Raw genomic sequence first — 26,621 nt, 5'->3', positions numbered from 1 at the left:
TGTGCTCACCAGGTCGGGCGGGACGTCACCCCGCCGTCCACCACCAGGTCGTGACCGGTGATCCACGAGGCCAGCGGGGAGGCGAGGAAGGCGCAGGCGTCGGCCACGTCCTCGGGGCGGCCCAGACGTCCGGCCGGTGCCGCGGCGAGCCAGCGGCGTACGCCGTCCGGCCACGACTCGGTCAGCCCCGGCCGGTCGATCAACCCGGGCGAGACCGTGTTGACGCGGATACCGTCGGGACCGTACTCCAGGGCCGCCGCGCGGGCGTGCATGACCACCGCCGCCTTCGCCGCGCCGTAGTGGGCGTGGCCGGGGGCCGGGTGGGCGGCCTCGATCGAGGCGATGTGGGTGATGGTGCCGCCGCCGTGGGCGCGCATAGGGGCGGCGGCGGCCTGGGTGCAGGCGAAGACGCTGGTGAGGTTGGTGTCGACGACCGTGCGCCAGTCCTCGGCCGTCAGCTCCGGGAGCGGCTGGACGGGCTGGACGGCCGCGTTGTTGACGAGCGCGGTCAGGTGCCCGTCCGACCAGGCCGTCGTCTCCTCGACCAGGCGGCGGCAGGCGGTCTCGTCCGTCAGGTCGGCCTGGAGCACGACCGCCCTGCCGCCCGCCGCCCGGATGCGGTCGGCCACCTCGGTGGCGGCGGTGAGCGCCGTACGGCAGTGCACGGCGACCGCCGCGCCGTGTTCCGCGAAGCGCAGGGCGATGGCGCGGCCGATGCCGCCGCCCGCGCCGGTCACCAGCGCGGTCTGTCCGTCGAGCAGGCGGGTGGGAGCAGGCGGGGTCATGGGCGGCACAGTTCCGTGATCAGGGGTGCCTCATCCGGGTAACGCGCCGTGAGGTCGGCCGGGTTTCCGTGTTCGTAGTCCGCGTAGGTGAATCCGGGGGCCATCGTGCAGCCGAAGAACGTCCACGCGCCGCCCGCCACCACCCTCGCCCCCATCCAGGTGCGGGCCGGCACGGTCAGCTGGAGGTGCTGACCGGCGCCGGGGTCCGGACCCAGGACGGGGTGCCGGGTCGTGCCGTCCGGGGCGAGGAGGAGCAGGTGGAGGGGGTCGCCCAGGTAGAAGTGCCAGACCTCGTCGAAGGGCAGCCGGTGCAGGGCGGAGTAGTCGTCGGCGGTGAGCAGGGCCACGATGGCCGACCCCTCGGGGCGGCCGTCCGGGCGCTCGGGCCCGGCCCAGGTGCGCCGGAACAGGCCGCCTTCGCGGGGCAGGGGTTCGAGGCCGTAGCGGGCGGTCAGCTCTTCGGGCGTCGTCACCCGGGGAAGGCTACCGCCCGCTCCAGGAAGGCGAGTTGGGCGTGCTTCTCGGGCAGGTACACCTCGGGCAGGTCGACCTCGGGCAGGACGACGGCCGGGCCGCGGGTGAAGCCCTGGCGTTCGAAGCGGGCGATCGCCTTGGTGTTGCGCACATCCGGGTCGATGACGATCCGCGGCCGGTCCAGGACCCGCAGCACGTACGTGGTCATCGCCTCGACCAGTCCGGACGTCCAGCCGGGGTGCGGACCGTCGGGGCCGGCGGGGGCGAGGAGGAGGTGGACGCCGAGGTCGCCGGGGCGGACGTCGTAGCACTCGCCGACCCGGTCGGCGGACGGCTCGTAGGTCTGGAGGAGCGCGGCCGGTTCGCCGTCCTTGGTGACCAGATGGGCGTGGTGGGTGTCGAGGGTGGCCAGGTGGGCGTATATCTCGGCGACCCGGTCTCTGGTGAGGCCGTTCATGCCCCAGAACACGGCGCGTTCGTCGCTGACCCACGAGTGGATCAGCTCCGCGTCGCCCTCCGGGTCGACGGGACGGATACGGACGGTGCCGAAGCCGTCGATGTGCTGGACGTGCAGGTCGGTCATCGGGTTCCTCGGGGTGTCGGGGAGGGTCCGCTCGGGGGTGAGCCGGGCCCAGTCGGTGACCACCGGGGCGAGTTCGCCCCGGAGCCACAGGGGGAGCTGGTCGTGGTGGTGGGGGCTGCCGGGGACGCCGTCGGCGCCGAAGGGCACCACCCAGCGGCTGCCCTCCCGGTCGGCCAGGTCCCAGACGTAGCGGGCGGCCGGACCGCGGGCGGCGCGGTCGGTGACGCCGGGGACGGCCGAGGTGCACAGCACGCAGTCGTGGTCGCCGCCGAGACCGGGTTCGGCGCCGTAGCCGGCCGGCTGCCCGGGCAGCGCCCGCCAGGGGGCCAGCCGGTGGGTGGCGGACCAGGGGCGGGCCGGCGGTGCGGCGGCGACCTCCTCCAGGGCGTCGCGGACGGCGGCCGTGCGGTCGATGTCGTACAGCTCCTTGGCGTCCAGGAGGTGTTCGAGGGCGAGGCCGACGCGGGGTACGAGGGCCAGCCAGGGCAGCAGGACCTCCGGGTAGGCCGGGGGCTCGGCGAGCGGGGCGAGGACCGGGTGCGCGGCGAGCCGGCGTACGACCGCGTGGCGCAGCGCCGCGAACGCCGCCGCGTCGGTGCTGTCCGCGTCCATCCGGCGGTCCCAGTCGAGCAGGCGGTCGCGGAGGGCCGCGGCGGCGGGGCCGAGGCCGGTGAGGGCGGTGAGGCGCTCCAGCAGCGGGGCGGCGGAGCCCAGGTGGGTGTCAGTGTGGATGGCGGCCATGTCGTCGGCCGTCCAGGTACGGCGGGTGTCGAGCAGGGCGCCGATCCGGGCGGCGCGGTGGGGCGGGGCGAACTCGATGCCGAGGGGGGCGGCGAGACCGCGGGCGTTGGCCATCACCGCGAGGCCGTCGGTGGTGGGCGGGTCGGCGTACGGCGTCTCGTGCGTGCCGTGCCAGTCGTGGCCGGGGAGCCAGGCCGGTACCGGGTGGAGGCGGTTGGCCTCGGCGCGCAGGGGGACCTTTCCGGCGACGCGGTGCAGGGTGCCGCCGGCGGTGTCGGCGGCTTGGACGACGTTGACCGGCTCGGTCCAGGCGTCCAGGGCGCGGTCGACGTCGGCGACGGTGCGGGCGCGCAGGAGGGGGAGGAGGGCGCTGAAGCCGAGGTCCTCGGTGACGCGGGGCGGGTAGCGCAGGGCGAGCGCCTCGGTCTCGCCGTCGGCCGCGGGTTCGCACGGCGGCTCCTCACCCGGTGCGGTGATCGCGTCCAGGCCCTCCGGCCCCCCGGCTATCACCGGCCCCCGGGGCGTCTCGATCAGCTCTATCCCCAGCGGTGGTTCGGACGCGATGCGGACGGTCTCCGTGTGGCGGGTGACGCGTTGCCAGGTGCCGTCCGGGCCGAGGGCCTCGATGCCCGCGCCGGTGCGGCGGAGCCGTTCGCGGTAGAGGTCCTGGTAGTCGGCCATGGCGTTGGTGATCGCCCAGGCGACCGTGCCGGTGTGGCCGAAGTGCGGGATGCCGGGCACGCCGGGCACGGCGAGGCCGACGACGTCGAACTCGGGGCAGGCCAGGCGGATCTGCTGGTAGACACCGGGGTCCTCGATGAACCGGTGCGGGTCGCCGGCGAGCAGCGCCCGCCCGGTGGCGGTGCGTTCGCCGGTGACCAGCCAGCCGTTGCTGCCCGCCGTATCCGTCCCGTCGGTGGCGAACAGGCCGACGGCCTCCGGACCGAGGTGCCGTATCGCCTGCTCCCGCCAGAGCTTGGCGGGGAACCCGGCGAACAGGATGTGCGTGCCGAGCCAGACCGCGAGGGGCGTCCAGGGCCGCCAGCGGCCCGGGGCCAGCCCGGTGCGGTCGAACTCGGGGGCGCGGCGGGCGCCTTCGGCCAGGCCCTCGTTGACGCCGGCGACGTACGCCCGTATCCAGTCCGCCGTCTCGGCGTCCCGGCGCTCCAGCGCGGCGAAGCAGCGCCGGGCGGTGTCCGCCAGCCGGGCCCGGCGGGCGAAGACATCCCAGGACAGGGCGTCGGCGCCGAGGAAGGACGCGGAGGTGCCCTGCGCCCGGTGCCGCTCCACCTCCAGCTGCCAGGCCCGGTCGTACGCGGTGACCAGGCCCTGGGCGCGGGCGAGTTCGCGGACGTCGGACGCGCGCAGGTGGGGGACGCCCCAGGCGTCGCGGTGGATCTCGATGGCCACGAGGGACCCCCTAGGAGATTTTAGGTTAGCCTTGCCTAAGTATTTTCTGTGGCGGAATCGTACGCGAACGATGGAGGGGGCATGGGACAGGGGCGGGGCTGGGAAGGCGCGGTGCTACGGCTGATGCGCGCCAAGGACTTCGTACTGACCGTCCTCGGGACCGAGGACGTGACCCCTCACTACCGGCGGCTGCGGCTGAGCGACGGCGGACTGCTCGCCGCGACCGGCGTCCACCCGACGATGTGGGTCCGGCTGTGGTTCTCCGACCAGGGCCGGCCGCACCAGCGGGCCTACACCCTGGTCGACCCCGACCCGGCCACCGGCACCTTCGGCCTGGAGTTCGCCCTGCACGAGGGCGTGGCCTCCGACTGGGCGCGGGCCGCGCGCCCCGGCGACACCGTCGAGGCCACCGTCCAGGGCACCGGCTTCCAGCACCCCGACCCCGCCCCGTCCCACCTCGTCGCGATCGGCGATGCGGCCTCGCTGCCCGCCGTCAACTCCCTCCTGGACGCCCTGGGTACGGCCCCGGCGACCGTCTGGTTCGAGGGCGACCCGGCGGGGCTGCCCTGCCGGACCGAGCCCGGTCGGCACGAGATCCGCCCGGTACCCCGCCGGGACGCGGGCGCCCACCTGGTGGAACGGGTCCGCGCCGAACTGCCCGCCGTCCTCGCCGGCACCCCGCACCCGTACGTCTGGATCGCCTGCGACACCGCGACCACCCGCACCCTCGCGGCCTACGTGCGCAAGGAACTGGGCGTGCCCAGGCAGCGGGTGCACGCGCTCGGCTACTGGCGCGCCCAGCCCGCGCCCCGGGGAGCGGACTGAGCGGGCGGGGCGCGCGGCGGCGCGGGATCATCGACGCATGGACGTCACCCTGCACCTCGCCCAGGACCCCGCGGCCGACGCGCTGCTCGGGCGCTCCCCGCTCGCCGCGCTGACCGGAATGCTGCTGGACCAGCAGATCCCGATGGAGTTAGCGTTCAAGGGCCCCCGGACCATCGCCGACCGGCTCGGCACCGAGGACCTGGACGCCCACGAGATCGCCGCGATGGACCCGGAGGCCTTCGCCGCGCTGCTCTCCGGCAAGCCCGCGGTGCACCGCTACCCGGGCTCGATGGCCAAGCGCATCCAGCAGCTGTGCCAGTACCTCGTCGAGCACTACGACGGGGACGCGGAGGCGGTCTGGCGGGACGCCGGCAGCGGGCGGGAGCTGCTGCGCCGGCTGGAGGAGCTGCCGGGGTTCGGCAAGCAGAAGGCGCAGATCTTCCTGGCCCTGCTCGGCAAGCGGCTCGGGGTCGCGCCGGAGGGCTGGCGGGAGGCGGCCGGCGCCTACGGCGAACCCGGCTCCTACCGCTCCGTCGCCGACATCACCGGCCCGGAGTCGCTGGCCAAGGTGCGCGCCCACAAGCAGGAGATGAAGGCGGCGGCCAAGGCGGCCAAGGCGGCCAAGAAGTAGTAGAGGAAGAAGAAGGAGCAGAAGAGGCAGAAGGAGCGGAAGAAGAAGCAGCGGGGCCGCTTCCCCCGTTCGGCCCACCCCCGGTGGCCGCGACGCCCCTCCCGCTCCGAGCATGAAGCATGACCGAGGCACCGAGCGGCGGCCCCGCCGGGGACCGTGAGTACGACGACCGGCACGTCCACGCGGCGGACCCGGCCCGGGGGCACCCGGCGGCGGAACCGGCCCGCGGCCACCCGGAACCGGAACCGCCCTTCGAGGGCCCGCTGCACACCCTGGCCCGGGCCGCCTGGCAGACCGTCCTGCTCACCGGGATCGGCTCCCTGGTGCTCGGCGTCCTGGTGCTGGTCTGGCCGGGCGCCTCCCTGCTCGCCGTCGGCGTCCTCTTCGGCCTGTACCTGCTCTACACCGGGGTCTTCCAGCTGGTCTCCGCCTTCGGCACCCACCAGGCGACCTCGCTGCGGGTGCTGGCCTTCATCAGCGGCGCGCTGTCGATCCTGCTCGGCCTGCTCTGCTTCCGCGGGCCCACGCGGTCGCTGCTGCTGCTCGCCCTGTGGATCGGCATCGGCTGGCTGTTCCGGGGGATCACCCAGTTCCTGGCCGCCGTGCACGATCCCCGGATGCCCGCCCGGGGCTGGCAGATCTTCCTCGGGATCCTCACCTTCGCCGCCGGCGTCGTGCTCATCGACTCGCCGCTGGAGTCGGTCGCGGTGCTCACCCTCGTCGGCGGGATCTGGCTGGTCGCGGTGGGCGTCGGGGAGATCCTCACCGCGCTGCGCATGCGCGGCCGGGCCCGCCGGGTGCCGCGGACGCTGTGAACCCCGGGCCTCCCGGTCCACCGGCCCGGCCCCCGGCCCCCGGCCCCTCGGCCCGGGGTTACCGTCTCCGCCGGGCCGTGCCGAACAGGGAACGGGTGATCTCCCGGCCCAGCTGGGTGCCGACCGAGCGGGCCAGCGATCTGAACACCCCGCTGTGCACCACCTGTTCGACCAGCGACGGCTCCTCCTTGGGCCGGTCCCCGGGCCGGTGCCGGGACGCCGGTGCGGGCGCCGTTTCCGGGGGCCGGGCCGCGCTCAGCCTCTCGTACGCCGACTCCCGGTCCACAGCCTGTGCATAACGCGCGTGGAGCGGGGAGCGGCGGACCGCCTCGTCCAGTCCGGCGGCCTCCACCGGGCCCATCAGGGACTCCGGGGCGCGCAGCCGGGTGGCGGCGACCGGGGTGGGCGCGCCGGTCTCGCCCAGCACGGTCACCACGGCCTCACCGGTGCCCAGCCCGGTGAGCAGCTCCTCCAGGTCGTACGCCGACTCCGGGAAGGTCCGCACGGTCGCCCGCAGGGCCTTGTGGTCGTCCGGGGTGAAGGCGCGCAGCGCGTGCTGGATCCGGCTGCCGAGCTGGGCGAGGACGTCGCCGGGCACGTCCTTCGGGGTCTGGGTGACGAAGAAGACGCCGACGCCCTTGGAGCGGATCAGCCGCACGGTCCGGGTGACGGACTCCAGGAAGGCCTTGGAGGCGTCGTCGAACAGCAGGTGCGCCTCGTCGAAGAAGAAGACCAGTTTCGGCCGGTCCACATCGCCGACCTCGGGCAGGTCGTGGAAGAGGTCGGCGAGCAGCCACATCAGGAAGGTGGAGAACAGCAGCGGCTTGTCCTGGACGGCGGGCAGCTCCAGGACCGAGACGACACCCCGGCCGTCCGGCGCCGTGCGCAGCAGATCGGCCGTGTCGAACTCCGGCTCGCCGAAGAAGTCCGCCATGCCCTGCGCCTCGAACGCCGTCAGCGAGCGCAGGATCACCCCGGCGGTGGCGGTGGACAGCCCTCCGATGGCCTTCAGCTCGGCCCTGCCCTCGTCGGAGGTGAGGAAGGCGGTGACCGCGCGCAGGTCCTTGAGGTCGACCAGCTCCAGGCCCTTGCCGTCGGCGTAGTGGAAGATCAGGCCGAGGGACTGCTCCTGGGTGCGGTTCAGGCCGAGCGCCTTGGCCAGCAGCAGCGGGCCGAAGCTGGTGACGGTGGCCCGGACCGGAATGCCGTGGCCGAGGCCGCCGAGCGCGTAGAACTCCGCCGGGAAGCCGGCCGGGGCCCACTCCTGGCCGGCCTCGGCGGCCCGGCGCCGTACCCGGTCGCCGTCCTGTCCGGGCCGCGCGATGCCGGACAGGTCGCCCTTGACGTCCGCGAGGAACACCGGCACGCCCCGCGCCGACAGCTGCTCGGCGATCAGCTGCAGGGTCTTGGTCTTGCCGGTGCCGGTGGCTCCCGCGACCAGCCCGTGCCGGTTGAGCACGGACAGCGGGATCCGGACCGGCGCGCCGGTCAGGCACCGCCCCTCCCACAGGAGGGCGCCGAGGTCGAGCGCGGGACCGGTGAAGGCGTAACCGGAGGCGATCCGCCGGGCCGGACCGGGCGGTGCGGCGGCGGCCTCCGGGGTGCCGGCGGGCGGCACGGACTCGCTGTCACTCATCTCCGGCCCCTGTTCCCCTCACGACCCGTATGACCGTTTGATCCGTCTCTCACCTGTCTTCAATCCGTCTTTTCCAGCGTCGCACCGGGCCTCCATGGCTGCGCCCGGAACGTCTGGCCCGGTAGGCTTTCCGTGTGATCTTCAAGCGCATCGGAAACGGCCGGCCGTACCCCGACCACGGCCGGGAGAGCACCCGGCAGTGGGCGGACGTCGCGCCGCGCCCGGTCCGCCTCGATCAGCTCGTGACCACCAAGCAGCAGCTCGATCTGGAGACCCTGCTCGCGGAGGACTCGACGTTCTACGGCGACCTCTTCGCGCACGTCGTGAAGTGGCAGGGCGACCTCTATCTGGAGGACGGACTGCACCGCGCGGTCCGCGCCGCCCTCCAGCAGCGCCAGGTGCTGCACGCCCGCGTGCTCGAGCTCGACTGACCCGGCCCGACACGTCCGTTGGCCCTTTCGGGTTCCGCTGAACCCCCTCGGCTGATCATCTGATAGGCATCGCCGCCCGGGCGCACTACGCTGCGTTCATGAGCATGCTGACTCCCCCCGGCATGGGCGGCCAGTACCGGATCACGGGGGACAAGTACCCCCGCATGCGTCCGTCCCGCCGGCGCGGCAGGCTCGTGGCCGCGGCGGTGGCCTCCGCCGCCGTGCTCGGCCTGCTCGGCTGGGGCACCGTGCAGCTCATCGACGTCTTCACCGGCGGCGGCGGCAACGCCACGGCGGCCGGCCGTACGACGGACTGCCGCACCAGGACCGCCGCCGGGACCGGGCAGGCCCCCGCGGCCCAGGCGCAGTCCCTGCCCGCGCCCGGCCGGATCACCGTGAACGTCTACAACGCCACCCCGCGCAGCGGGCTCGCCAAGAAGACCGCGGACGAACTGCGCCGCCGCGGCTTCAGGATCGGCAAGGTGGGCAACGCGACCAAGGAGTACGACAAGAAGGTCAAGGGCCCGGGCCTGCTCCTCGGCTCCCCCGCCGCCCAGGACACCTCGCTGCGGGTGCTCGCCACCCAGCTGACCGGCGCGCCCCTGCGCGCCGACGCCCGCAAGGGCGCCGACCTGGACCTGATCATCGGCGACGCGTTCAAGACCCTGACCCGTCAGCAGACCGCCGACAAGGCCGTGACGACGCTGACGGCCCCGGGCACCACGGCGCCTGCGCCCGCGAAGAAGACCTGCTGATCAGCGCGCCCCGAAAGGGGCGCGGGGAACGGCGCGATCGACCACGACGCGCCCGCGAACGCTCTTCAAGCCCCACCCCGGCAGGCGCGCCCGAAGGAACTACTCCGCGGACCCGTACAGCCGGTCCCCGGCGTCCCCGAGCCCCGGCACGATGTAGCCCTGCTCGTTGAGGTGGTCGTCGACGGCCGCGGTGACCACGGTCACCGGCGTGCCCGCCAGCTCGCGCTCCACCACGGCCACGCCCTCGGGAGAGGCCAGCAGCACCACGGCCGTCACATCGTCCGCACCGCGCTTGATCAGCTCCTGGATCGCCGCGACCAGGGTGCCGCCCGTGGCCAGCATCGGGTCCAGCACGTACACCTGGCGGCCCGACAGGTCCTCGGGCATGCGCGAGGCGTACGTGGACGCCTCCAGCGTCTCCTCGTTGCGGATCATGCCCAGGAAGCCCACCTCGGCGGTCGGCAGCAGCCGGACCATGCCGTCCAGCATGCCGAGACCGGCCCGCAGGATCGGCACCACCAGCGGACGGGGACGGGCCAGCTTCACCCCCGTGGTGCGGGCGACCGGTGTCTGGATGTCGACGGCCTCGGTGCGCACGTCCCGCGTGGCCTCGTAGGCGAGCAGGGTGACCAGCTCGTCGGCGAGCCGCCGGAAGGTCGCGGAGTCGGTGCGCTGGTCGCGCAGCGTGGTGAGCTTGTGAGCGACCAGGGGGTGGTCGACGACATGGAGACGCATGCTCCTAACGGTACCTGCGCCTCCGGCCGCCCTCACGCTGGCGTCAAAACGGCCGTCCGGGGGAAAGTGGGAAGGACGGAGTGGGGTGGTGTGACGTGTCCGATCTGCCTGACCAGCCCGAGAAACCCGAGACCGACGCCGAACGCCGCAGACGGCGCGCCCGGTTCCTGCGCGATCTCGCCGAGGCCCGGGAGCTGCGCGCCCGGGTGCGGCCCCGGCGCACCAAGGCCGCCCGGCTGCGCCAGGCGCTGCGGATGCGCACGTTCCGCTGGTAGTCCCGCGGGGCGGGGACCGGCGCGGACGGGCGGCGCCCGCACCGGTGTTGGGGAGGCCGCCGTGCGTGTGCCCGGGGAAAAGCCGCGTACGATCCGCAGGTGGCCGCAATGAGTGCGCTGCTGGGCCGATCACGGATCCGCGATCGAAACAGCCAGACACAGGGAGCCGAAGACGTCCCCTGTACGCCTTGTTTCTGCCACGATTCCGAGTGGGTGGGGCTCGGAGCCCAGCTCTCTCCGCCCATGTACCTCCGCCGGGGGGACCCCCAACCGGCACGCCTATGACCAGTGGGAGAGTCACGGTGTACTTCGCCGCACTGCTCGCGCGCACCGAAGACGGGTGGGAAGCGAGCGACACAGAGCTCGACGATGTGGAGACCCTGTCGGATCTGGCCGACCTGGCCCGGGAAGCCTCTCCCGACGAGGACACGGTGCTCGTCCTGATCGAACAGGAGGACTCCTGGTTCGGTGTCGTCCGCGTGGACGGCGAGGACGACCCTCGCATCTACGTCTCGGACGCCGCCGCCGCCCGCCGCAGCGCGTACGGGGAGCTGCTGCTCACCGACGAGCTGCTCGGCCGGGAGCCCGGCGCGGACGACGGCCCGGACCTGGACGCCCTCGACCTCGACGGCACCGAGGACGGCGAGTCCGAGGACGACGACGAGGAGGTGGTGGTCGGCGCCGCCGACGCGGTGACGCACAGCCCGGTGGGCGACAGCGGCATCCTCGACGACCTGGGCATCAGCGAGAAGGAGCTGCGCACCCTGGACGCGAACGACGCGCTGAACACGATCGCCGAGGCGCTGGGCGCCTCGGAGGTGCTGGAGACCGTCCGCTGACCACGGCACGGAATCCGCAGGACACCCCGGACCCGGTACGGGACCCGCAGGGCACCCCGGACCCGGTTCGGGACCGCTGGCGGGCGGCGATGCGGCTCGCCCTGGACCAGGCCGGCCTGGCCGTCCGGGGCGGCGACGTCCCCGTCGGCGCCGTCGTGCTGTCCCCGGACGGTACGACGGTGCTCGGCACCGGGCACAACGAGCGTGAGGCCACCGGCGATCCCACGGCCCACGCGGAGATCCTCGCCATCCGGCGGGCCGCGGCCACCCTGAACGAGGCGGCGGGCCCCGGGCGGCGGGCACGCGAGTGGCGGCTGACCGGCTGCACGCTCGTGGTGACCCTGGAACCCTGCACGATGTGCGCCGGCGCGCTCGTGCAGTCCCGGGTGGACCGGGTGGTCTACGGCGCCCGCGACGACAAGGCGGGCGCGGCCGGCTCCCTGTGGGACGTGATCCGCGACCGGCGGCTCAACCACCGTCCGGAGGTGATCGAGGGCGTCCTCGCGGCGGAGTGCGCCCGGCCGCTCACGGAGTTCTTCCGGGACCGCTGACCCAGGCCGCCGGACCGCCGCCGGGACATCGATTTCGAACCATGCCGCCCTGTGCTGTAGGGTCTCCCTCGGTAGCGTGTCCGAGCGGCCGAAGGAGCTCGCCTCGAAAGCGAGTGTGGCGCAAGTCACCGAGGGTTCAAATCCCTCCGCTACCGCTCTTCGAAAGGCCCCGTCGTCCGGCGGGGTCTTTCGCGTGTTCCGGGTCACAACGGGCGGGCGCGGAAGGGGCGTCGGCCCGGTGCGCGGGGCCCGGAGGTTACACTCGCGGCCGGCAGCAGGGGGCCTCGGGGCCCGGCACAGGGGAGGCCGTGGTGGCGGTGAACGTCAAGAAGATCGCCGTGTACGTACTGGTGGTCTTCGCGCTGTACGTGATCATCACGGACCCGGCCAAGGCGGCCGACTACGTCCAGATAGGCTTCGAAGCCATATCGGACGCGGCCGGGGCCATAGGGGACTTCATGACCTGGGCCGCCAACGGAGGAAAGAGCTGAGGTACCCCTATGATCCGCCATCTGGTCCTCTTCAAGCTCAACGAGGGTGTCGAGCGCGACGATCCGCGGGTCGTGGCAGGCGTCGAGGCCTTCCGGGCCCTCGGCGGGCAGATCGAGGAGGTGCGGTTCTGGGAGTGCGCCTGGAACATCAGCGACCGCCCCATCGCCTATGACTTCGCCATCAACTCGGCCGTCGACGACGCCGACGCCCTCAAGCGCTACCTGGAGCACCCGGCCCACCAGGCGGCCGGTGCGCAGTGGCGCGAGTTCGCCACCTGGGTGATCGCCGACTACGAGTTCTGAGCCCCCGGCCTCCCGAAAGCCCCCCGTCAGCCCCCGCCGAGCGTTTCCGGCGGGGGCTTTCGCATGGGCACCCATCCGTCAACTTGTCGGTCTCCGGCGACAACACGGCGTTATCAGGTGCTTGCACACAGTGCACATGTCTTGTGATGCTATGACCGCTTTTGACGGATGATTGACGGATGAAGAGGTGGCGTTGACCGTGTCGGCCAGTACTGCGCCCCCTCAGGACGAGGCGGCGTCCCCGACCCCGTCGGCCCCCGGAAAGCGCCGTGGCGCGGACACCCGCGCCCTGACCCAGGTGCTCTTCACCGAACTGAAGCAGCTGACCCCCGGCACGCCGGAGCACAACCGGGTGCGCGGGGCGCTGATCGAGGCGAACCTCCCGCTCGTACGCTACGCCGCCGCCCGCTTCCGCTCCCGCAACGAGCCGATGGAGGACGTCATCCAGGTCGGCACCATCGGCCTGATCAACGCCATCGACCGGTTCGACCCGGACCGGGGCGTGCAGTTCCCGACCTTCGCGATGCCCACCGTGGTCGGCGAGATCAAGCGCTACTTCCGCGACAACGTCCGCACCGTCCACGTGCCGCGCCGGCTGCACGAGCTGTGGGTGCAGGTCAACAGCGCGACCGAGGACCTGACCACGCTCCACGGCCGCTCGCCGAGCACCGCCGAGATCGCCGAACGGCTGCGGATCAGCGAGGAGGAGGTGCTCAGCTGCATCGAGGCGGGGCGCTCCTACCACGCCACCTCCCTGGAGGCCGCCCAGGAGGGCGACGGACTGCCCGGCCTGCTGGACCGGATCGGCTACGAGGACCCGGCCCTGGACGGCGTCGAACACCGCGACCTGGTCCGCCACCTCCTCGTCCAGCTCCCCGAGCGGGAACAGCGCATCCTGCTGCTGCGCTACTACAGCAACCTCACCCAGTCCCAGATCAGCGCCGAACTCGGCGTCTCCCAGATGCACGTCTCCCGGCTGCTCGCCCGCAGCTTCCAGCGGCTGCGCTCGGCGAACCGCATCGACGCGTAATCCACGAACGGTACGCGGACTCCCCCCGCACCGGACCGGAGCACGCCGGGTGTTCGCCTGGTGCATGACGGGCGCACGGAAGCACGGCACCGACGGTGCTGCATCGCAAACCCGATCGATCGGTAACCGTCGCGAGCGAATCGCTCACCAGGGCGGATGCCGACAGACACGGCCCGAAATGCCGTCAGACCCCTTTTCTCCAGGGCCGATTCGCCGTTCGCATGTCGACATGTCGGTACAGCGCGTTGCCGACATGTGACATTCTGCGGGAAGCGCGTTTGCCGTGGCTCCGGCTCCGGTATTCAGGTGAAGGCTGCGTTGCCGAAGACGGCGCCGCCGCGACCGTCCCGCGACCCAAAGGGGGTGGCATGTCCGCAGACCAGGGCAGCTCGAAGGTGCTGACGCCCACGAAGAGCGAGGCAGCGCCCAAGGAGCTCGACGCTCTCGACGTCCTCGACGGCTTCGAGGGTGTCACGGCCCTCGATGCCGTGCCGGCCCTCGACACCGTGCCGGCCCAGGCCGTCGACCCGGCCGCCGAAACGCTCCCGGCCCCGCAGGTGGCGGCGAACCTGGACACCCGCACCCTGTCCCGGTCGCTGTTCCTGCGCCTGGCCGCGCTGGAGCAGGACAGCCCCGAGCGGGCGTACGTCCGGGACACCCTGATCGAGCTGAACCTCCCGCTGGTCCGGTACGCGGCGGCCCGCTTCCGCTCCCGCAACGAGCCGATGGAGGACATCGTCCAGGTCGGCACCATCGGCCTGATCAAGGCGATCGACCGGTTCGACTGCGAGCGGGGCGTGGAGTTCCCGACGTTCGCGATGCCCACCGTGGTCGGCGAGATCAAGCGGTTCTTCCGGGACACCTCGTGGTCCGTGCGGGTGCCGCGGCGCCTCCAGGAGCTGCGCCTGGCCCTGACCAAGGCCAGCGACGAGCTGTCCCAGAAGCTGGACCGCTCCCCCACGGTCACCGAACTGGCCGCCGTGCTCGGCGTCTCCGAGGAGGACGTGGTCGACGGCCTCGCGGTCGGCAACGCCTACACCGCCTCCTCCCTCGACTCCCCGGCCCCCGAGGACGACGGCGGCGAGGGCTCGCTGGCCGACCGGCTCGGCTACGAGGACACGGCGCTGGAGGGCGTGGAGTACCGCGAGTCCCTCAAGCCCCTGCTGGCCAAACTCCCGCCCCGGGAACGCAGAATCATCATGCTGCGCTTCTTCGCCAACATGACGCAGTCGCAGATCGGCGAGGAGGTCGGCATCTCCCAGATGCATGTCTCCCGGCTGCTGACCCGGACGCTGGCCCAGCTGCGCGAGGGCCTGATCTCGGACTGAGGCCCGCCGCCCGGCTTCCCCTCTGACGCCCAGTCAGTCGCCCTGTGCGGAGGCCGCGTACCGGGGTACCGCACACGACGGCATGGACACGCGGCCGCCGGGGCGCCGTCACGGCGGCTTCGGCGGCCGTCGTCGTCCTGGGCGCGGTGGTGGCCGCGTGCGGGGCGGCGGCCCGGGCGGCGGGTACACCGCGCTTGGCGCGGGCCCGGCCGGACCGACGGCCGTGGCGCCGACGGAGCCGGTGCCGCCGGACGGGCCCACGACGGGCGGGGCGAGCGGAGGGGAGGCCCCGCACGCGAGCGCCCCGGCGACACGCACGCAAGGCCCGGCCGGGCAGGCGGACGCCGGCAGGCCGACAAATCAAAGCGCGCCGGGCACGCGCGGCACGCCCCCCGGCGCCGCCGAGACGAGCGGCGGGCAGGCCCCGCACGCCAGCGACCCGGCGACACGCACGCAAGGCCCGACCGGACAGGCGGACGCCGGCAGGCCGACAACTCAAGACGCGGCGGCCACGCGCGGCACGCCCCCCGGCACCGCCGAGACGAGCGGAGGAGAGGCCCCGCACGCCAGCGACCCGGCGACACGCACGCAGGGCCCGGCCGGGCGGGCGGGCGCCGGCAGGCCGACAACTCAAGGCGCGCCGGGCACGCGCGGCACGCCCCCGGCACCGCCGAGACGAGCGGCGGGCAGGACGGCCGTACGACGACACCGCCGGCCCCGGCCGCCTCCACGCCTCCGGCCTCGCCGGCCACCCCGCCCGGCAGCCCGGCGCCCGGCCGTACGACCCCGGCCCCCGCCGCTCTGTCCTGGGAGGAGCCGGTGACCGAGGACACCGGCCGGCGCTGGTGTCAGGAGGTGACCGTCGCCTTCCCCAACTCCTCCGGTACGGCGGTGCCTTTGGGCTCGGTGACGTGCGGGACGCACATCGGCGGCGCGCTCGGCGTGGACTGGGGGACGGTGGAGTCGACCGTGCCGCTGCCGCTCGCTCCGGGCGCGCGGAAGAGACCGGCGTGGACGGTGTGCGTGGATGCCCGGAGAGTGCCGCTCGGGATGCGTACCGGGACGCGGGAGGTCTCGGCCGACGGGGACTGAGCGCTTACGGGACCGAGCCCTTGCGGGCCGGCCCCTACTTCAGCGCCAGCCAGGCGACGCCGGCCACCACGGCGAGCGCCACGACGACGCCGATGATCAGCCCGACCCGGGGGCCGGAGGAGGCCGCCTGCGGCTGGCGCCCCTGGGGCGCCTCGTCGACGAAGGCGCGGAACATCTGGGTGCTGCCTGCGGGGTCGTAATTGCCCTGGGGGCCCTGGGTGTTAGCCATGCCCCGAGACCCTAGCGAATCCAGGTGACCGGCCCAAGTGCGGGGCCTTCGGGACAGACGGGGGCACCCCACCCGCACCCACCTGCACATTTACGTTCGCAATACTTGCCTTTGCCAAGTTTTTGCAGCGGCCACCCCCATGATTGTTTGCCTTCAGCAACCAAACAGTCTTATGGTTGCCCCAAGCAACGAATACGGGAGGTGTGATGGCCGAGCGGGCGCAGTTTGAAGAGCTGGCGCGTCAGCTCAGTGCCGTCGGAGCCGTGAAACGGGACATGGGGCGGATCCTGCCGCCCGACTGCCCGGCAGGCTCGGCCGCCGTGCTGACCCTGCTTGGCCGCCACGGCGACATGCGCATGAGCAAGCTCGCGGAACTGCTCGCCGTGGACATGTCGGTCACCAGCCGGCATGTCGCGCACGTGGCCGCACGCGGCTGGATCGAGCGGCTCCCGGACCCGGCGGACAAACGGTCGCGCATCCTGCGGCTGACCCCGGAGGGTCTGGAGCAGCTCGACGAGCTGTCCCGGCGGACCACGCATCTGCTCGCCGAGCGGCTGGCGGACTGGACCGACGACGAGGTCGGCCAGCTGATCCGGCTGATGACGCGACTGCGCGACTCGTTCGGCGACTGCCGGTCCGCCCCGGTCCGGCTCCCCGCCCCCGTAGTCGAAGAGACCACCCGTACACCCGCAAGCACGTAAGAAAAGGAAGCCCATGGCAACGACCACACCAGCCGGTGTGCGGGCTCACGCCAAGCACGGGGGAGGCCAAGGCGACGCCCCGATGACGCACCGGCAGATCATGGAGGCCCTGTCCGGGCTGCTGCTCGGCATGTTCGTGGCGATCCTGTCGTCCACGATCGTCTCCAACGCCCTGCCGCACATCATCGGAGACCTCGGCGGCGGCCAGTCCGCCTACACCTGGGTGGTCACCGCCGCCCTGCTGTCGATGACCGCGGCCACTCCCCTGTGGGGCAAGCTCGCCGACCTGTACAGCAAGAAGGCTCTCGTCCAGATAGCCCTCGTCATCTACGTCGTCGCCTCCATGGCGGCCGGCCTGTCGCAGAACCCCGGCATGCTCATCACCTTCCGGGTGTTCCAGGGCATCGGCGTGGGCGGTCTGTCCGCCCTGGCCCAGATCGTCATGGCGGCGATGATCTCCCCGCGCGAGCGCGGCCGGTACTCCGGCTACCTCGGCGCCACCTTCGCCGTCGCCACCGTCGGCGGCCCGCTGCTCGGCGGTGTCATCACCGACACCTCCTGGCTGGGCTGGCGCTGGTGCTTCTACGTCGGCGTGCCCTTCGCGATCATCGCGCTGATCGTGCTGCAGAAGACCCTGCACCTGCCCGTGGTCAAGCGCCAGGTCAAGGTCGACTGGGGCGGCGCGACCCTGATCGCCGCCGCCGTCTCCCTGCTGCTGGTCTGGGTCACCTTCGCCGGTGACAAGTACGACTGGCTGTCCTGGCAGACCTACGCGATGGTCGGCGGTTCGATCGTCCTCGGCGCGCTGTTCGTGCTCGTGGAGTCCAAGGCCAGCGAGCCGATCATCCCGCTGCGCCTGTTCAAGAACCGCACGATCACGCTGGCGTCGCTCGCCTCGCTGTTCGTCGGTATCGCGATGTTCTCCGGCACCGTGTTCTTCAGCCAGTACTTCCAGCTGGCCCGCGACAAGTCCCCGACCATGTCGGGCGTCATGACCATCCCGATGATCGGCGGTCTGTTCGTCTCCTCGACCGTCTCGGGTCAGTTCATCACCCGCACCGGCCGCTGGAAGGCGTGGCTGGTCAGCGGTGGCGTGCTGGTGACGGCCGGACTGCTGCTGCTCGGCGGCATCCGGTACGACACGGACTACTGGAAGATGGCCATCTTCATGGCCCTGCTGGGTCTCGGCATCGGCATGATGATGCAGAACCTGGTGCTCGCCACGCAGAACCAGGTGTCGCCCTCCGACCTCGGCTCGGCCAGCTCCACGGTCACCTTCTTCCGCTCCCTCGGCGGTGCGGTCGGCGTCTCCGCGCTCGGTGCCGTGATGTCCCGCCGGATCACCCACTACGTCCAGGACGGCGTCTCCGCGCTCGACCCGAAGTCCCAGGCCGCGCTGGCCGGCGGCTCCGGCTCGACCGACAGCATCCCGGACATGGACAAGCTCCCGGCGCCCATCCGGACGCTGATGGAGAGCGCCTACGGCCACGGCATCGCCGATGTCTTCCTCATCGCCGGCTGCCTCGCCGCCATCGCCTTCCTGATCACGCTGTTCATCAAGGAGGTCCCGCTGAAGACCAAGGGCGCGCTCGCGCAGTCCGCCGACGGCGACACCCCGGCCCAGGCCGAGGCCCCGGCCGCCGCCGCGGCCACCGCGGCCCAGGCCCCGGTCCCGGCCGCGGTCGCCCGGACCGCCCCGGCCGCGTCCGACGGCACCGCCGCCGACACCCGTCCCCTGGCGGCCGTCGCCACGATCGCCGAGCCCGGCACGGGTCAGGGCGGCACCCCGGTGCACGGCTTCGTCCGCGGCGCCGAGAGCGCCCCGGTCCCGCAGGCCGCGGTCACCCTGATCTCGCTGTCCGGCCGCCAGCTGGGCCGCTCGGTCGCCCAGGCCGACGGTTCCTACGCGCTGAACGCCCCGGGCACCGGCAGCTACGTCCTGATCGCCTCCGCCGACGGCTACCAGCCGCAGGCCTCCACCATCGTGGTGGGCGAGGAGCCGGTGGCGTACGACATCCTGCTCAGCGGCACCAGCGGGCTGACCGGTGTGGTCCGGGCCGCCGGGAGCGCGCTGCCGGTCAAGGACGCGATGGTGATCGTCACCGATGTGCGCGGTGACCTGCTGGCCACCGCCGCCACCGGGGAGCAGGGCGACTTCGCCCTCACCGACCTGGTGCCCGGCACGGTGACCGTCGCGGTCAACGCGAGCGGGTACCGGCCGCGGGCCCTGCCGGTCGAGGTCGGCGCCACCGGCGTCACCCGGATCGAGATCGACCTGGACGCCGGCGCCCGGCTCCAGGGTGTCGTCCGGGCCCCGCACGGCCCGCTGGCCGACGCCCGGGTCACCCTGGTCGACCAGGCGGGCAACGTGGTCGGCACCGCCACCACCGGCTCGGACGGGGCGTACGCCTTCACCGACCTGGACGGCGGCGAGTACACCGTCATCGCGACCGGCTACCCGCCGGTGGCCACCGCGCTGACCGTGACCGGCCCCGGCGTGGACGGCCACGACATCGAACTCGCCCACCCCGGCGAGTAGTCACACCCCGGCCCGTGGCGGTGCGCGCCCTGAGCTTCAGGGCGCGCCCGCCGCGGGCCGGTCTCGTACGAGCAATTTTTGAGCCTTTTTCAGGGAGAAACGGGATGGGACTGACCGCGAAGATCCGTACGCGGGACGGGTGGGCCGTGTCGCACGCGGTCGTCACGGTGACCGACATGACCGGTACGCAGGTGCTGCGCGCCGAGGCGGATCACGAGGGAGCCGTACGGGACACCACCGAGCTGGCGCCGGGGGCCTACACCGTGATCGTCACGGCCGTCGGCTACGCGCCCGCGGCCTCCTCCGCGATCGTCACCGCGAGCGGCCGGGCCGAGGTCGGCACGGTCACGCTGGCCCGGCAGGGCGGCACCGAGCTGCCGCCGCCCGGACCCTGGACCATCGACCCGGCGCACTCCTCCGTCGCCGCGGTCGCCCAGCACCTGGGCATCTCCAGCGTGCACGGCCGGTTCACGGAGTTCGGCGGCACCATCGAGATCGCCCCCGACGACATCGGCAAGTCCCGGGTGGAGGCGGTGATCCGGGCGGCCTCCATCGACACCGGCAACGGCATGCGCGACACGCACCTGCGCTCCGCGGACTTCCTGGACGTCGAACGGCACCCGGAGATCACCTACCGCTCGACGGGCCTGACCCAGGCCGGCCCCGACCGCTGGACCGTGCAGGGCGAGCTGTCCCTGCACGGCGTCGTACGGCCGGTGGACCTGGACCTCGCCTACCTGGGCACCGGCGCCGACCCCTGGGGCGGCACCCGCGCCGCGTTCCGGGCCACCGCCGAACTGCGCCGCGAGGACTTCGCGATGAACTACAACCAGGTCCTCCAGGCGGGCATCGCCGCCATCGGCACCACCCTGAAGGTGGAGCTGGACATCCAGGCCGTACAGGGCGACTCGCTGCCCCAGGCGTAGGCACAGCAGGGTCAGCCACGGGGGCACCCGCTGCCCCTAGGCTGCCCCTAGGCTGCCCCCATGGCACCGAACATCGCTACCACCACCCGTGTACCGCTGGACGAGCTGCTGGACTTCGTACGGCCCCGGCACCGGGCCCTGCTGATCACCCGCCGGTCCGACGGCTCCCCGCAGGCGTCCCCGCTGACCTGCGGGGTGGACGACTCCGGGCGGATCGTGGTCTCCACCTACCCGGAGCGGGCCAAGACGCGCAACGCCAAGCGGGACGAGCGGGTCAGCCTGGTCGTCCTCAGCGACGACTGGAACGGCCCCTGGGTGCAGATCGACGGCACGGCCGAGGTCATCGACAGCCCGGACTCCGTGGAACCCCTGGTCGAGTACTACCGCAACATCGCCGGCGAGCACCCCGACTGGGACGAGTACCGGCAGGCCATGCTCAAGCAGGGCAAGTCCCTCATCCGGGTGACCCCGAAGCGGTGGGGGCCGGTGGCGACCGGCGGGTTCCCGGCGCGGCTGGTCCAGGAGGACTAGTCAGCCCCGGGCGACCATCGCCTCGATGCCCGCGACCAGCAGGTCCAGCGCGAAGGTGAAGTCGCGGTCCAGCATCTCCGCCACCGTGTCGCCGCCGCGCGCCGCCATGATGTCCTTGGACTCCCCGATGATCTCGGCGGTCCCGGGGACCTCGTCCACCAGGGCCATGGACTGCTCGAAGTACTCCTCCGGCGACAGCCCGGTGTCCGCGACCCGGGTCATGAAGTGGCTCTCGATCGTGCCGTAGCCATAGACGAACTGGAAGACGGCCGAGATCGCCCCGGTCACCCCGTGCGCGGGCAGTCCCGCCCGGCGGACGACCCGCTGCACCGCGCGGGAGAACGCGAGCGACCTCGGGCCGATGTTGAGGAAGCGCCCGGCCAGCGGCGACAGCCAGGGGTGGCGCACGAGCAGCTGCCGGTAGGCGGTGGCCATGCCCCGCAGCTGCTCGCGCCAGTCCTCTCCGGTGTCGTCCGGGTCGGGCAGCCGCAGCTCGGCGTAGACCGCGTCCAGGGCGAGTTCGAGCAGGTCGTCCTTGGTGTCGACGTACCAGTACAGAGACATCGCGGTGACGTTCAGCTCGGCGGCCAGCCGGCGCATGGAGAACTTGGCGAGCCCCTCGGCGTCCAGCAGCCGCACCGACGCCTCGGTGATCCGCTCCCGGTCCAGCCCGGAGGGCTGCCCGCCGCGTCCCCCGCGCCGGGGCTTGCGCTCCCGCCAGACGCTGTCCCGCGCCGACCGGCCTGCCTGCTTCGTCACCGGCGCACCTTTCTCCAGCTCACATCGCTTGCCAAGATGCTAGGTCCGAGGCCGCCGCGAAGGGGCGCGGGGCCGTGCCGAGCCGACGTGCGGCTGCCGCCACGCGGGCGCGGCCCCGCGCCCGAGGGCCACCGGCCCGTCAGGCGGAGACCCGTTCCGCCCGGCGCAGCAGACCGGCCGCCACGAACCCGCCGACCAGCACGGCGACGGCTCCCACCAGCTGTCCCGTGCCCAGCCCCGCGGACAGCGACTCGCCCGAGGCCACGGAAGAGCTGAGCACGGCGCCGAGGACGGCCACCCCGAGACCGTTGCCGAACTCGGCCAGCGTGCCGTTGATGCCGGCGCCCACCCCCGCCTTCTCCGGCGGTATGGCGCTCATGATGGCGTGCGCCATCGCCGGGTTCGCCACCGCGCAGCCCGCGCCGATCAGCAGCAGCCCGAGCAGCGTGCCCGCGTAGCCGCCGGAGTCCACCTCCGCGATGGACACCAGGCCCGCGGACATGCACACCATCCCCAGCGCGATCGACGCCGGCGTGCCCAGCCGCGCCGACCACTTCGCGGACAGCCCGCTGAAGTTCAGCACCACCACCGTCAGCGCCAGCGGAGCGGTCCGCAGACCGGCCTCCAGCGGCTCGTAGCCGAGGACGAACTGGAGGTGCTGGGTGAGCAGGAACAGCGCGCCGCCCATGCCGAACACGATGAGCACGGCCCCGGCGACCGCGCCGGTGAACCGCCGGTCCCGGAAGAAGTGGATGTCGAGCATCGGATCCTCGGTCCGGCTCTCCCACCAGGCGAAGGCGCCCAGCACCAGCACCGCGACGGCCGCCGTGACCAGCACCCGCGCCGACGTCCAGCCGTGACCGGGCCCGGAGATGATCGCGTAGACGAGCGAGGCCATGCCGATGGTGGACAGCACCGCGCCGACCAGGTCCGGGCGGTCGCCGCGCGGGTTCTTGGACTCGGGCACGAGGATCACCACCGCGACCACGGCCAGCGCCGCGACCGGCAGGTTGATCAGGAAGATCGCGCCCCACCAGAAGTGGTCGAGCACGAAGCCGCCGATCAGCGGGCCGCCGGCGAACCCGAGCGCGTTGACCGCGCTCCAGATGCCGATCGCCTTCGGCTGCTCCTCGGGCGCGAAGATCTGCATCGCCACGGCCAGCGTGGTGGTCATCAGCAGCGCGCCGCCGATGCCCATGCCGGCCCGCGCGGCGATCAGCTGGCCGGTGCTGCCGGCGAGCCCGGCCACCAGCGAACCGGCGCCGAACAGGACGAGCCCGGTGATCAGCATCTTCTTGCGGCCGTAGCGGTCGGCGGCGCTGCCGGCGGTGAGCAGCAGGCCGGACTGGACCAGGGAGTACGCGTTGATCATCCACTGGATGTCGGAGGTCGTCGCGTGCAGCTCGCGGGTGAGCGAGGGGATGGCCACGTTCAGGACGGTGTTGTCGAGCAGCACGGTGAGCTGCGCGAGACAGATGACGCCGAGAATCAGCCAGCGCTGGGGATGGCCTTGGGAGGTGGACATGCCGTACACCGTATAGGCGTTGCTATACGGTGTACAACACAGTTTCCGGTCGGTCTCCGGACTCAGTCGTCCGCCTTCCGCGTCAGGTCGTAGAACGTCGCCGAGCCCACCGTCACCTTCGTGAACGTGCTCTGCACCCAGGAGCTGATCCGGGAGGCGGTGCCGTTGCCGCCGCCCATGCCCCCGCCCATGCCGCCGCCCGCGATGAAGTAGTGGATCCTGCCGTCCGCGACGTACTTCTTGAATTGGGCGAGCGTCGGGGACGGGTCGGTGCCGTTGAAGCCGCCGATCGCCATCACCGCCTCACCCGTGGCCAGCTGGTAGCTCGCCGCGTTCTGCGAACCGGTGGAGGCGGCCGCCCAGGTGTAGTCACCGGCGTCCTGCTCCAGCAGCTTCCTGGCCTCGGCCGGCACGCTCGCGCCGTTCAGCAGGCCGCCGACGCCGCTCATGCCGCCCTCACGGGTCCGGCCGCCGCCGGGGAAGCCGTTGCCGTTCGGCTGGGCGCCATTCGGCTGGGCGCCGTTCCGGGGGGTGCCGTTCTGCTGGTTCTGGCCCGGTGTGCCGCCGGGGAAACCGCCGCCCGGGAAACCGTTGCCCTGCCCGCCGGGTCCGCCCTGCTGGTTCTGCTGCCCCTGCTGGTTCTGCTGGTTCCGTTGTCCCTGGCCGGGCATGCCCTCCCAGGTGCGGCCGCCACCGGGGCCGCCCGGACCACCGCCCCGGCCGCCCATCATGCTCGCGCCCGCCGGACCGGCCGTGACGATCGAACCGGTGTGGCCCTGCCGGACGGTGCTGAGGGTGTACGCGGCCGGTCCGGCCAGCGCGGCGACCAGGCCCACGGCCGCCGTCGCGAGGGCGAGCCGCCGGGTCAGCCGGCCGGCGAAGACCAGGCCGAGCGCCGCGACCAGCCCGCCGACCAGGACCAGCCACCGCAGCCAGGGCAGGTAGTCCGGGGTGCGGTGGAGCAGGACGTAGCCCCAGGCCGCCGCCGCGACGAGGGACGCGGCGAGCGTGACGGCCGCCCATCCCTCGCGCCGCCGCTCCCACAGCAGCCCGGCGCCCATGCCGGTCACGGCGGCGAGGTAGGGGGCGAGGGCCACCGTGTAGTACTGGTGGAAGATGCCCGCCATGTAGCTGAACACCACCATGGTCGTCAGCAGCGAGCCGCCCCAGACCAGGAACGAGGCACGGGTGACCGAGGTCCTGCGGGCCCCGCGCGTGGCCACCAGGCCGGCGGCGAGCAGGATCAGCGCGGTGGGCAGCAGCCAGGAGATCTGGCCGCCGATCTCGGAGTCGAACATCCGGTCCCAGCCGGTCTCGCCCCACATCCCGCCGCCGCGCGCGCCCCCACCGCCGCCGACGCTGCCGGTCTCCTCGCCGTTCAGCCGGCCGAGGCCGTTGTAGCCGAAGGTCAGCTCCAGGAAGCTGTTGTGCTGCGAACCGCCGATGTACGGGCGGGAGGAGGCCGGCCACAGCTCGACGACCGCGACCCACCAGCCGCCCGAGACGACCAGCGCGAGCGTCGCCGCGGCCAGCTGGGCGAAGCGCTTCCTCAGCGGCACCGGGGCGCACACCGCGTAGACGACCGCCAGCGCCGGCAGGATCAGGAACGCCTGGAGCGTCTTGGCGAGGAACGCGAAACCGACCGCGGTCCCGGCCCACACCAGCCACTTCGTCCGGCCGTCCTCCAGGGCGCGGACGACGAGGTAGCAGGCCGCCGACATCAGCAGGGCCAGCAGCGCGTCCGGATTGTTGAACCGGAACATCAGCGCCGCGACCGGGGTGAGCGCCAGCACCGTACCCGCGACCAGACCGGCCACCGGAGAGAACCGGCGGCGCACGGCCGCGTACACGACGGCGACGGTCGCCACGCCCATCAGCACCTCGGGCGCCAGGATCGCCCAGGAGTTCAGGCCGAAGAGGCGCACGGACAGCGCCATCGGCCACAGCGCGGCCGGCGGCTTGTCCACGGTGATGGCGTTGCCCGCGTCCAGCGAGCCGAAGAAGAACGCCTTCCAGGACGTGCTGCCCGCCTGGACGGCCGCCGAGTAGAAGGAGTTGGCGTAGCCGGAGGCGCCGAGGCCGTACAGGTAGAGCAGGAGGGTGGCGGCCAGCAGGACCAGCAGCGCCGGGCGCGCCCAGCGGGGGTCCTCGGGCCGGCCGCGCCACAGCCGCCGTACGAACGGCTGTCCCGGCCCGGCGGCCGGCTCCCGTACGGTCGTGGCGCCGGGCGCGGTCGTCGGCGGGGCGTCATGGGTGGTCATCGGGTGTCCCCCGGGTCGGTGGAGTGCGGGCACGCCGGCCGCAGTGGTGTGGTGGCGCTTGTGGTGGTCTCGGTGGCGTGGAGGTACGTGGGGGCTTGGTGCGGCCACGCGTACGGGGCCGGGGCGGGCCGGGCGGCCGTCGGGACCGGGGCGGTCGGGGCCGAGCCGGTGTCCGTCCGGTCCGGGAAGACCCAGGCGCGGAAGAGCAGGAACCGCAGCACGGTCGCCGCGAGGTTGGCGGCGATGAGCACCGCCAGTTCGGTGGAGTGCGCCGGGCTGTCGCCGGCCGCGTTCAGGGCGGCGAGCGAGCCGCTGGTCAGGGCGAGCCCGATGCCGAAGACGACCAGGCCCTGCGCCTGGTGCCGGGCCGCGCCGCCCCGCCCGCGCACCCCGAAGGTGAGCCGGCGGTTGGCGGCCGTGTTGGCGACGGCGGAGACCAGCAGCGCGAGCGCGTTGGCGGTCTGGGGGCCGGCGGCCTGCCGGAAGGCGCTGTACAGCACCAGGTAGAAGAGGGTGGACAGACCGCCGACCACGCAGAAGCCGACGAGCTGGCGGGCCAGGCCGTGCGGCACGCCGGTCAGCTCGCGGTCGCGCGGATCGTCACCGAAGGGCCGGGTCAGCCGGTCCAGCGGCAGCGAACCGGTGGCCAGGGCCTTGCCGACCCGCCACACGCCCTTGAGGTCCTCGGTGGCCGTCCTGACGATGTGCACGGTGGAGTCGGGGTCGTCGACCCAGTCGACCGGCACCTCGTGGATCCTCAGGCCCGCCCGCTCGGCCAGCACCAGCAGTTCGGTGTCGAAGAACCAGCCGGTGTCCTCCACCAGCGGCAGCAGCACCTGGGCCACGTCCCGGCGGATCGCCTTGAAGCCGCACTGCGCGTCCGAGAAGCGGGCCTGGAGCGAACCGCGCAGGATCAGGTTGTAGGCCCGGCTGATGAACTCCCGCTTGGGACCCCGTACGACCCGGGAGGCGCGGGCCAGCCGGGAGCCGATCGCCAGGTCCGAGTGGCCGGAGATCAGCGGCGCCACCAGCGGCAGCAGGGCGTTGAGATCGGTGGACAGGTCGACGTCCATGTACGCGAGGACCGGGGCGTCGGAGGCCGACCACACGGTCCGCAGCGCCCGTCCCCGGCCCTTCTGCTCCAGCCGTACGGTGCCCACCTCGGGTATCTCGGCCGCCAGCCGCGCCGCCACCAGGGGGGTGGTGTCCGTGGAGGCGTTGTCCGCGATGGTGATGCGGAACGCGTACGGGAAGGTGCGCGCGAGGTGCTCGTGCAGCCGGCGCACACAGGGCGGGAGGTCCTTCTCCTCGTTGTAGACGGGGATCACTACGTCCAGGACAGGCGTACCGGCGTCTCCGGCCGGGAGGTGCTCCCGCGCCGGCAGGGTGCCGGGAGAAGAGTCGGTTCGCATGGCACCGA

27 protein-coding genes and 1 tRNA gene are annotated in these 26,621 nt (G+C 73.0%); 18 read left to right on the top strand and 10 right to left on the bottom strand.

From position 1 onward, the window contains the following. Nucleotides 1–5 precede the first annotated feature (5 nt). Genes IH25_RS0131685 through IH25_RS38015 form a run of 3 tightly spaced genes read right to left on the bottom strand, consistent with a single transcriptional unit; the run spans nt 6 to nt 3,993 of the window. Entirely contained in the window at nt 6–785 is a 780-nt protein-coding gene (locus IH25_RS0131685; RefSeq protein ID WP_030618546.1) for an SDR family NAD(P)-dependent oxidoreductase, read from the bottom strand. After that, nucleotides 782–1,258 carry a cupin domain-containing protein gene (locus IH25_RS0131680; RefSeq protein ID WP_030618543.1) on the bottom strand — a complete coding sequence of 159 codons (477 nt, stop codon included), beginning with the start codon at nt 1,256–1,258 and terminating at the stop codon, nt 782–784. The genes IH25_RS0131685 and IH25_RS0131680 overlap by 4 nt, the downstream gene beginning before the upstream one ends. Beyond that, nucleotides 1,255–3,993 carry a GNAT family N-acetyltransferase gene (locus tag IH25_RS38015; protein WP_037656007.1) on the bottom strand — a complete coding sequence of 913 codons (2,739 nt, stop codon included), beginning with the start codon at nt 3,991–3,993 and terminating at the stop codon, nt 1,255–1,257. The genes IH25_RS0131680 and IH25_RS38015 overlap by 4 nt, the downstream gene beginning before the upstream one ends. Nucleotides 3,994–4,074: 81 nt before the next feature. On the opposite strand from IH25_RS38015, the gene IH25_RS0131670 reads away from it, so the two are divergent. The 3 genes from IH25_RS0131670 (at nt 4,075) to IH25_RS0131660 (ending at nt 6,264) form a co-directional block, all read left to right on the top strand. Further along, complete coding sequence (locus tag IH25_RS0131670) at nt 4,075–4,818, top strand: siderophore-interacting protein (RefSeq protein ID WP_030618536.1); 744 nt, start codon at nt 4,075–4,077, stop codon at nt 4,816–4,818. A gap of 37 nt (nt 4,819–4,855) precedes the next feature. Then, nucleotides 4,856–5,449 carry an HhH-GPD-type base excision DNA repair protein gene (locus IH25_RS0131665; protein WP_030618533.1) on the top strand — a complete coding sequence of 198 codons (594 nt, stop codon included), beginning with the start codon at nt 4,856–4,858 and terminating at the stop codon, nt 5,447–5,449. A gap of 119 nt (nt 5,450–5,568) precedes the next feature. Then, nucleotides 5,569–6,264 (top strand): HdeD family acid-resistance protein, encoded by a 696-nt coding sequence (locus IH25_RS0131660; RefSeq protein WP_030618530.1) that lies wholly within the window; start codon nt 5,569–5,571, stop codon nt 6,262–6,264. Between the two features lie 58 nt (nt 6,265–6,322). Here the strand turns inward: IH25_RS0131660 and IH25_RS0131655 are convergent, their stop codons facing one another. After that, a complete protein-coding gene (locus IH25_RS0131655; protein WP_030618528.1) occupies nt 6,323–7,900 on the bottom strand; it encodes a helicase HerA-like domain-containing protein in 1,578 nt (525 codons plus the stop codon). Nucleotides 7,901–8,034: 134 nt separating this feature from the next. On the opposite strand from IH25_RS0131655, the gene IH25_RS0131650 reads away from it, so the two are divergent. Together IH25_RS0131650 and IH25_RS0131645 are read left to right on the top strand one after the other, a co-directional pair. Further along, nucleotides 8,035–8,331: a type II toxin-antitoxin system VapB family antitoxin gene (locus tag IH25_RS0131650; RefSeq protein WP_004943146.1), complete on the top strand. Its 297-nt coding sequence runs from the start codon at nt 8,035–8,037 to the stop codon at nt 8,329–8,331. Between the two features lie 98 nt (nt 8,332–8,429). Further along, nucleotides 8,430–9,086: a LytR C-terminal domain-containing protein gene (locus tag IH25_RS0131645; RefSeq protein ID WP_078844524.1), complete on the top strand. Its 657-nt coding sequence runs from the start codon at nt 8,430–8,432 to the stop codon at nt 9,084–9,086. 99 nt (nt 9,087–9,185) lie between these two features. Here IH25_RS0131645 and upp read toward each other — a convergent pair whose 3' ends face one another. Continuing rightward, the gene (gene upp / locus IH25_RS0131640; protein ID WP_030618523.1) at nt 9,186–9,821 is read right to left on the bottom strand and encodes a uracil phosphoribosyltransferase; all 636 of its coding nucleotides are present in this window, start codon (nt 9,819–9,821) and stop codon (nt 9,186–9,188) included. 80 nt (nt 9,822–9,901) lie between these two features. Here upp and IH25_RS0131635 point away from each other — a divergent pair, with 80 nt between their 5' ends. The 9 genes from IH25_RS0131635 (at nt 9,902) to IH25_RS40930 (ending at nt 15,730) form a co-directional block, all read left to right on the top strand. Next, nucleotides 9,902–10,096, top strand: a complete 195-nt coding sequence (locus IH25_RS0131635; protein ID WP_037656004.1) for a hypothetical protein — start codon at nt 9,902–9,904, stop codon at nt 10,094–10,096. Nucleotides 10,097–10,398: 302 nt separating this feature from the next. Beyond that, nucleotides 10,399–10,935: a tRNA adenosine deaminase-associated protein gene (locus IH25_RS0131630; RefSeq protein WP_030618519.1), complete on the top strand. Its 537-nt coding sequence runs from the start codon at nt 10,399–10,401 to the stop codon at nt 10,933–10,935. 89 nt (nt 10,936–11,024) lie between these two features. Then, a complete protein-coding gene (gene tadA / locus IH25_RS0131625) occupies nt 11,025–11,486 on the top strand; it encodes a tRNA adenosine(34) deaminase TadA (RefSeq protein WP_030618516.1) in 462 nt (153 codons plus the stop codon). A gap of 70 nt (nt 11,487–11,556) precedes the next feature. Beyond that, a tRNA-Ser gene (locus IH25_RS0131620) sits at nt 11,557–11,641 on the top strand. 156 nt (nt 11,642–11,797) lie between these two features. Next, nucleotides 11,798–11,977: a hypothetical protein gene (locus tag IH25_RS0131615; RefSeq protein WP_030618514.1), complete on the top strand. Its 180-nt coding sequence runs from the start codon at nt 11,798–11,800 to the stop codon at nt 11,975–11,977. A 9-nt stretch (nt 11,978–11,986) separates the two neighbouring features. Beyond that, complete coding sequence (locus IH25_RS0131610) at nt 11,987–12,280, top strand: Dabb family protein (RefSeq protein ID WP_030618512.1); 294 nt, start codon at nt 11,987–11,989, stop codon at nt 12,278–12,280. A 193-nt stretch (nt 12,281–12,473) separates the two neighbouring features. Further along, nucleotides 12,474–13,310, top strand: coding sequence for an RNA polymerase sigma factor SigF (locus IH25_RS0131605; protein ID WP_030618510.1), 837 nt, complete (start codon nt 12,474–12,476; stop codon nt 13,308–13,310). Nucleotides 13,311–13,678: 368 nt separating this feature from the next. Next, complete coding sequence (locus IH25_RS0131600) at nt 13,679–14,638, top strand: RNA polymerase sigma factor SigF (RefSeq protein ID WP_030618508.1); 960 nt, start codon at nt 13,679–13,681, stop codon at nt 14,636–14,638. Nucleotides 14,639–15,457: 819 nt separating this feature from the next. Next, on the top strand, nt 15,458–15,730 hold the full coding sequence (locus tag IH25_RS40930; protein WP_030618506.1) for a hypothetical protein: 273 nt from the start codon (nt 15,458–15,460) through the stop codon (nt 15,728–15,730). 34 nt (nt 15,731–15,764) lie between these two features. Here IH25_RS40930 and IH25_RS0131590 read toward each other — a convergent pair whose 3' ends face one another. Then, nucleotides 15,765–15,959 (bottom strand): hypothetical protein, encoded by a 195-nt coding sequence (locus IH25_RS0131590; protein WP_030618505.1) that lies wholly within the window; start codon nt 15,957–15,959, stop codon nt 15,765–15,767. Between the two features lie 206 nt (nt 15,960–16,165). Here IH25_RS0131590 and IH25_RS0131585 point away from each other — a divergent pair, with 206 nt between their 5' ends. The 4 genes from IH25_RS0131585 (at nt 16,166) to IH25_RS0131570 (ending at nt 20,656) form a co-directional block, all read left to right on the top strand. Then, nucleotides 16,166–16,660 carry a MarR family winged helix-turn-helix transcriptional regulator gene (locus IH25_RS0131585; RefSeq protein WP_030618503.1) on the top strand — a complete coding sequence of 165 codons (495 nt, stop codon included), beginning with the start codon at nt 16,166–16,168 and terminating at the stop codon, nt 16,658–16,660. A gap of 13 nt (nt 16,661–16,673) precedes the next feature. Continuing rightward, nucleotides 16,674–19,199, top strand: a complete 2,526-nt coding sequence (locus tag IH25_RS0131580; RefSeq protein WP_030618501.1) for an MFS transporter — start codon at nt 16,674–16,676, stop codon at nt 19,197–19,199. Between the two features lie 104 nt (nt 19,200–19,303). Next, entirely contained in the window at nt 19,304–20,125 is an 822-nt protein-coding gene (locus IH25_RS0131575) for a YceI family protein (protein ID WP_030618499.1), read from the top strand. Between the two features lie 60 nt (nt 20,126–20,185). Continuing rightward, on the top strand, nt 20,186–20,656 hold the full coding sequence (locus IH25_RS0131570; RefSeq protein ID WP_030618497.1) for a PPOX class F420-dependent oxidoreductase: 471 nt from the start codon (nt 20,186–20,188) through the stop codon (nt 20,654–20,656). On the opposite strand, the gene IH25_RS0131565 is transcribed toward IH25_RS0131570, so the two are convergent. The 4 genes from IH25_RS0131565 to IH25_RS0131550 all read right to left on the bottom strand — a co-directional run bounded on the left by IH25_RS0131565 (nt 20,657) and on the right by IH25_RS0131550 (nt 26,613). After that, on the bottom strand, nt 20,657–21,415 hold the full coding sequence (locus IH25_RS0131565; protein ID WP_030618494.1) for a TetR/AcrR family transcriptional regulator: 759 nt from the start codon (nt 21,413–21,415) through the stop codon (nt 20,657–20,659). Nucleotides 21,416–21,554: 139 nt separating this feature from the next. Continuing rightward, on the bottom strand, nt 21,555–22,940 hold the full coding sequence (locus tag IH25_RS0131560) for an MFS transporter (protein WP_245172939.1): 1,386 nt from the start codon (nt 22,938–22,940) through the stop codon (nt 21,555–21,557). A 62-nt stretch (nt 22,941–23,002) separates the two neighbouring features. Next, nucleotides 23,003–25,201, bottom strand: coding sequence for a glycosyltransferase family 39 protein (locus tag IH25_RS0131555; RefSeq protein ID WP_030618489.1), 2,199 nt, complete (start codon nt 25,199–25,201; stop codon nt 23,003–23,005). After that, nucleotides 25,198–26,613 carry a bifunctional glycosyltransferase family 2/GtrA family protein gene (locus IH25_RS0131550; protein WP_030618487.1) on the bottom strand — a complete coding sequence of 472 codons (1,416 nt, stop codon included), beginning with the start codon at nt 26,611–26,613 and terminating at the stop codon, nt 25,198–25,200. The genes IH25_RS0131555 and IH25_RS0131550 overlap by 4 nt, the downstream gene beginning before the upstream one ends. Nucleotides 26,614–26,621: the final 8 nt, after the last annotated feature.

The organism is Streptomyces achromogenes subsp. achromogenes (assembly GCF_000720835.1).
Taxonomy (GTDB): domain Bacteria; phylum Actinomycetota; class Actinomycetes; order Streptomycetales; family Streptomycetaceae; genus Streptomyces; species Streptomyces achromogenes.
Note: the sequence above shows the minus strand (reverse complement) of the source record. Positions and strands in the feature narration are given on the sequence as shown.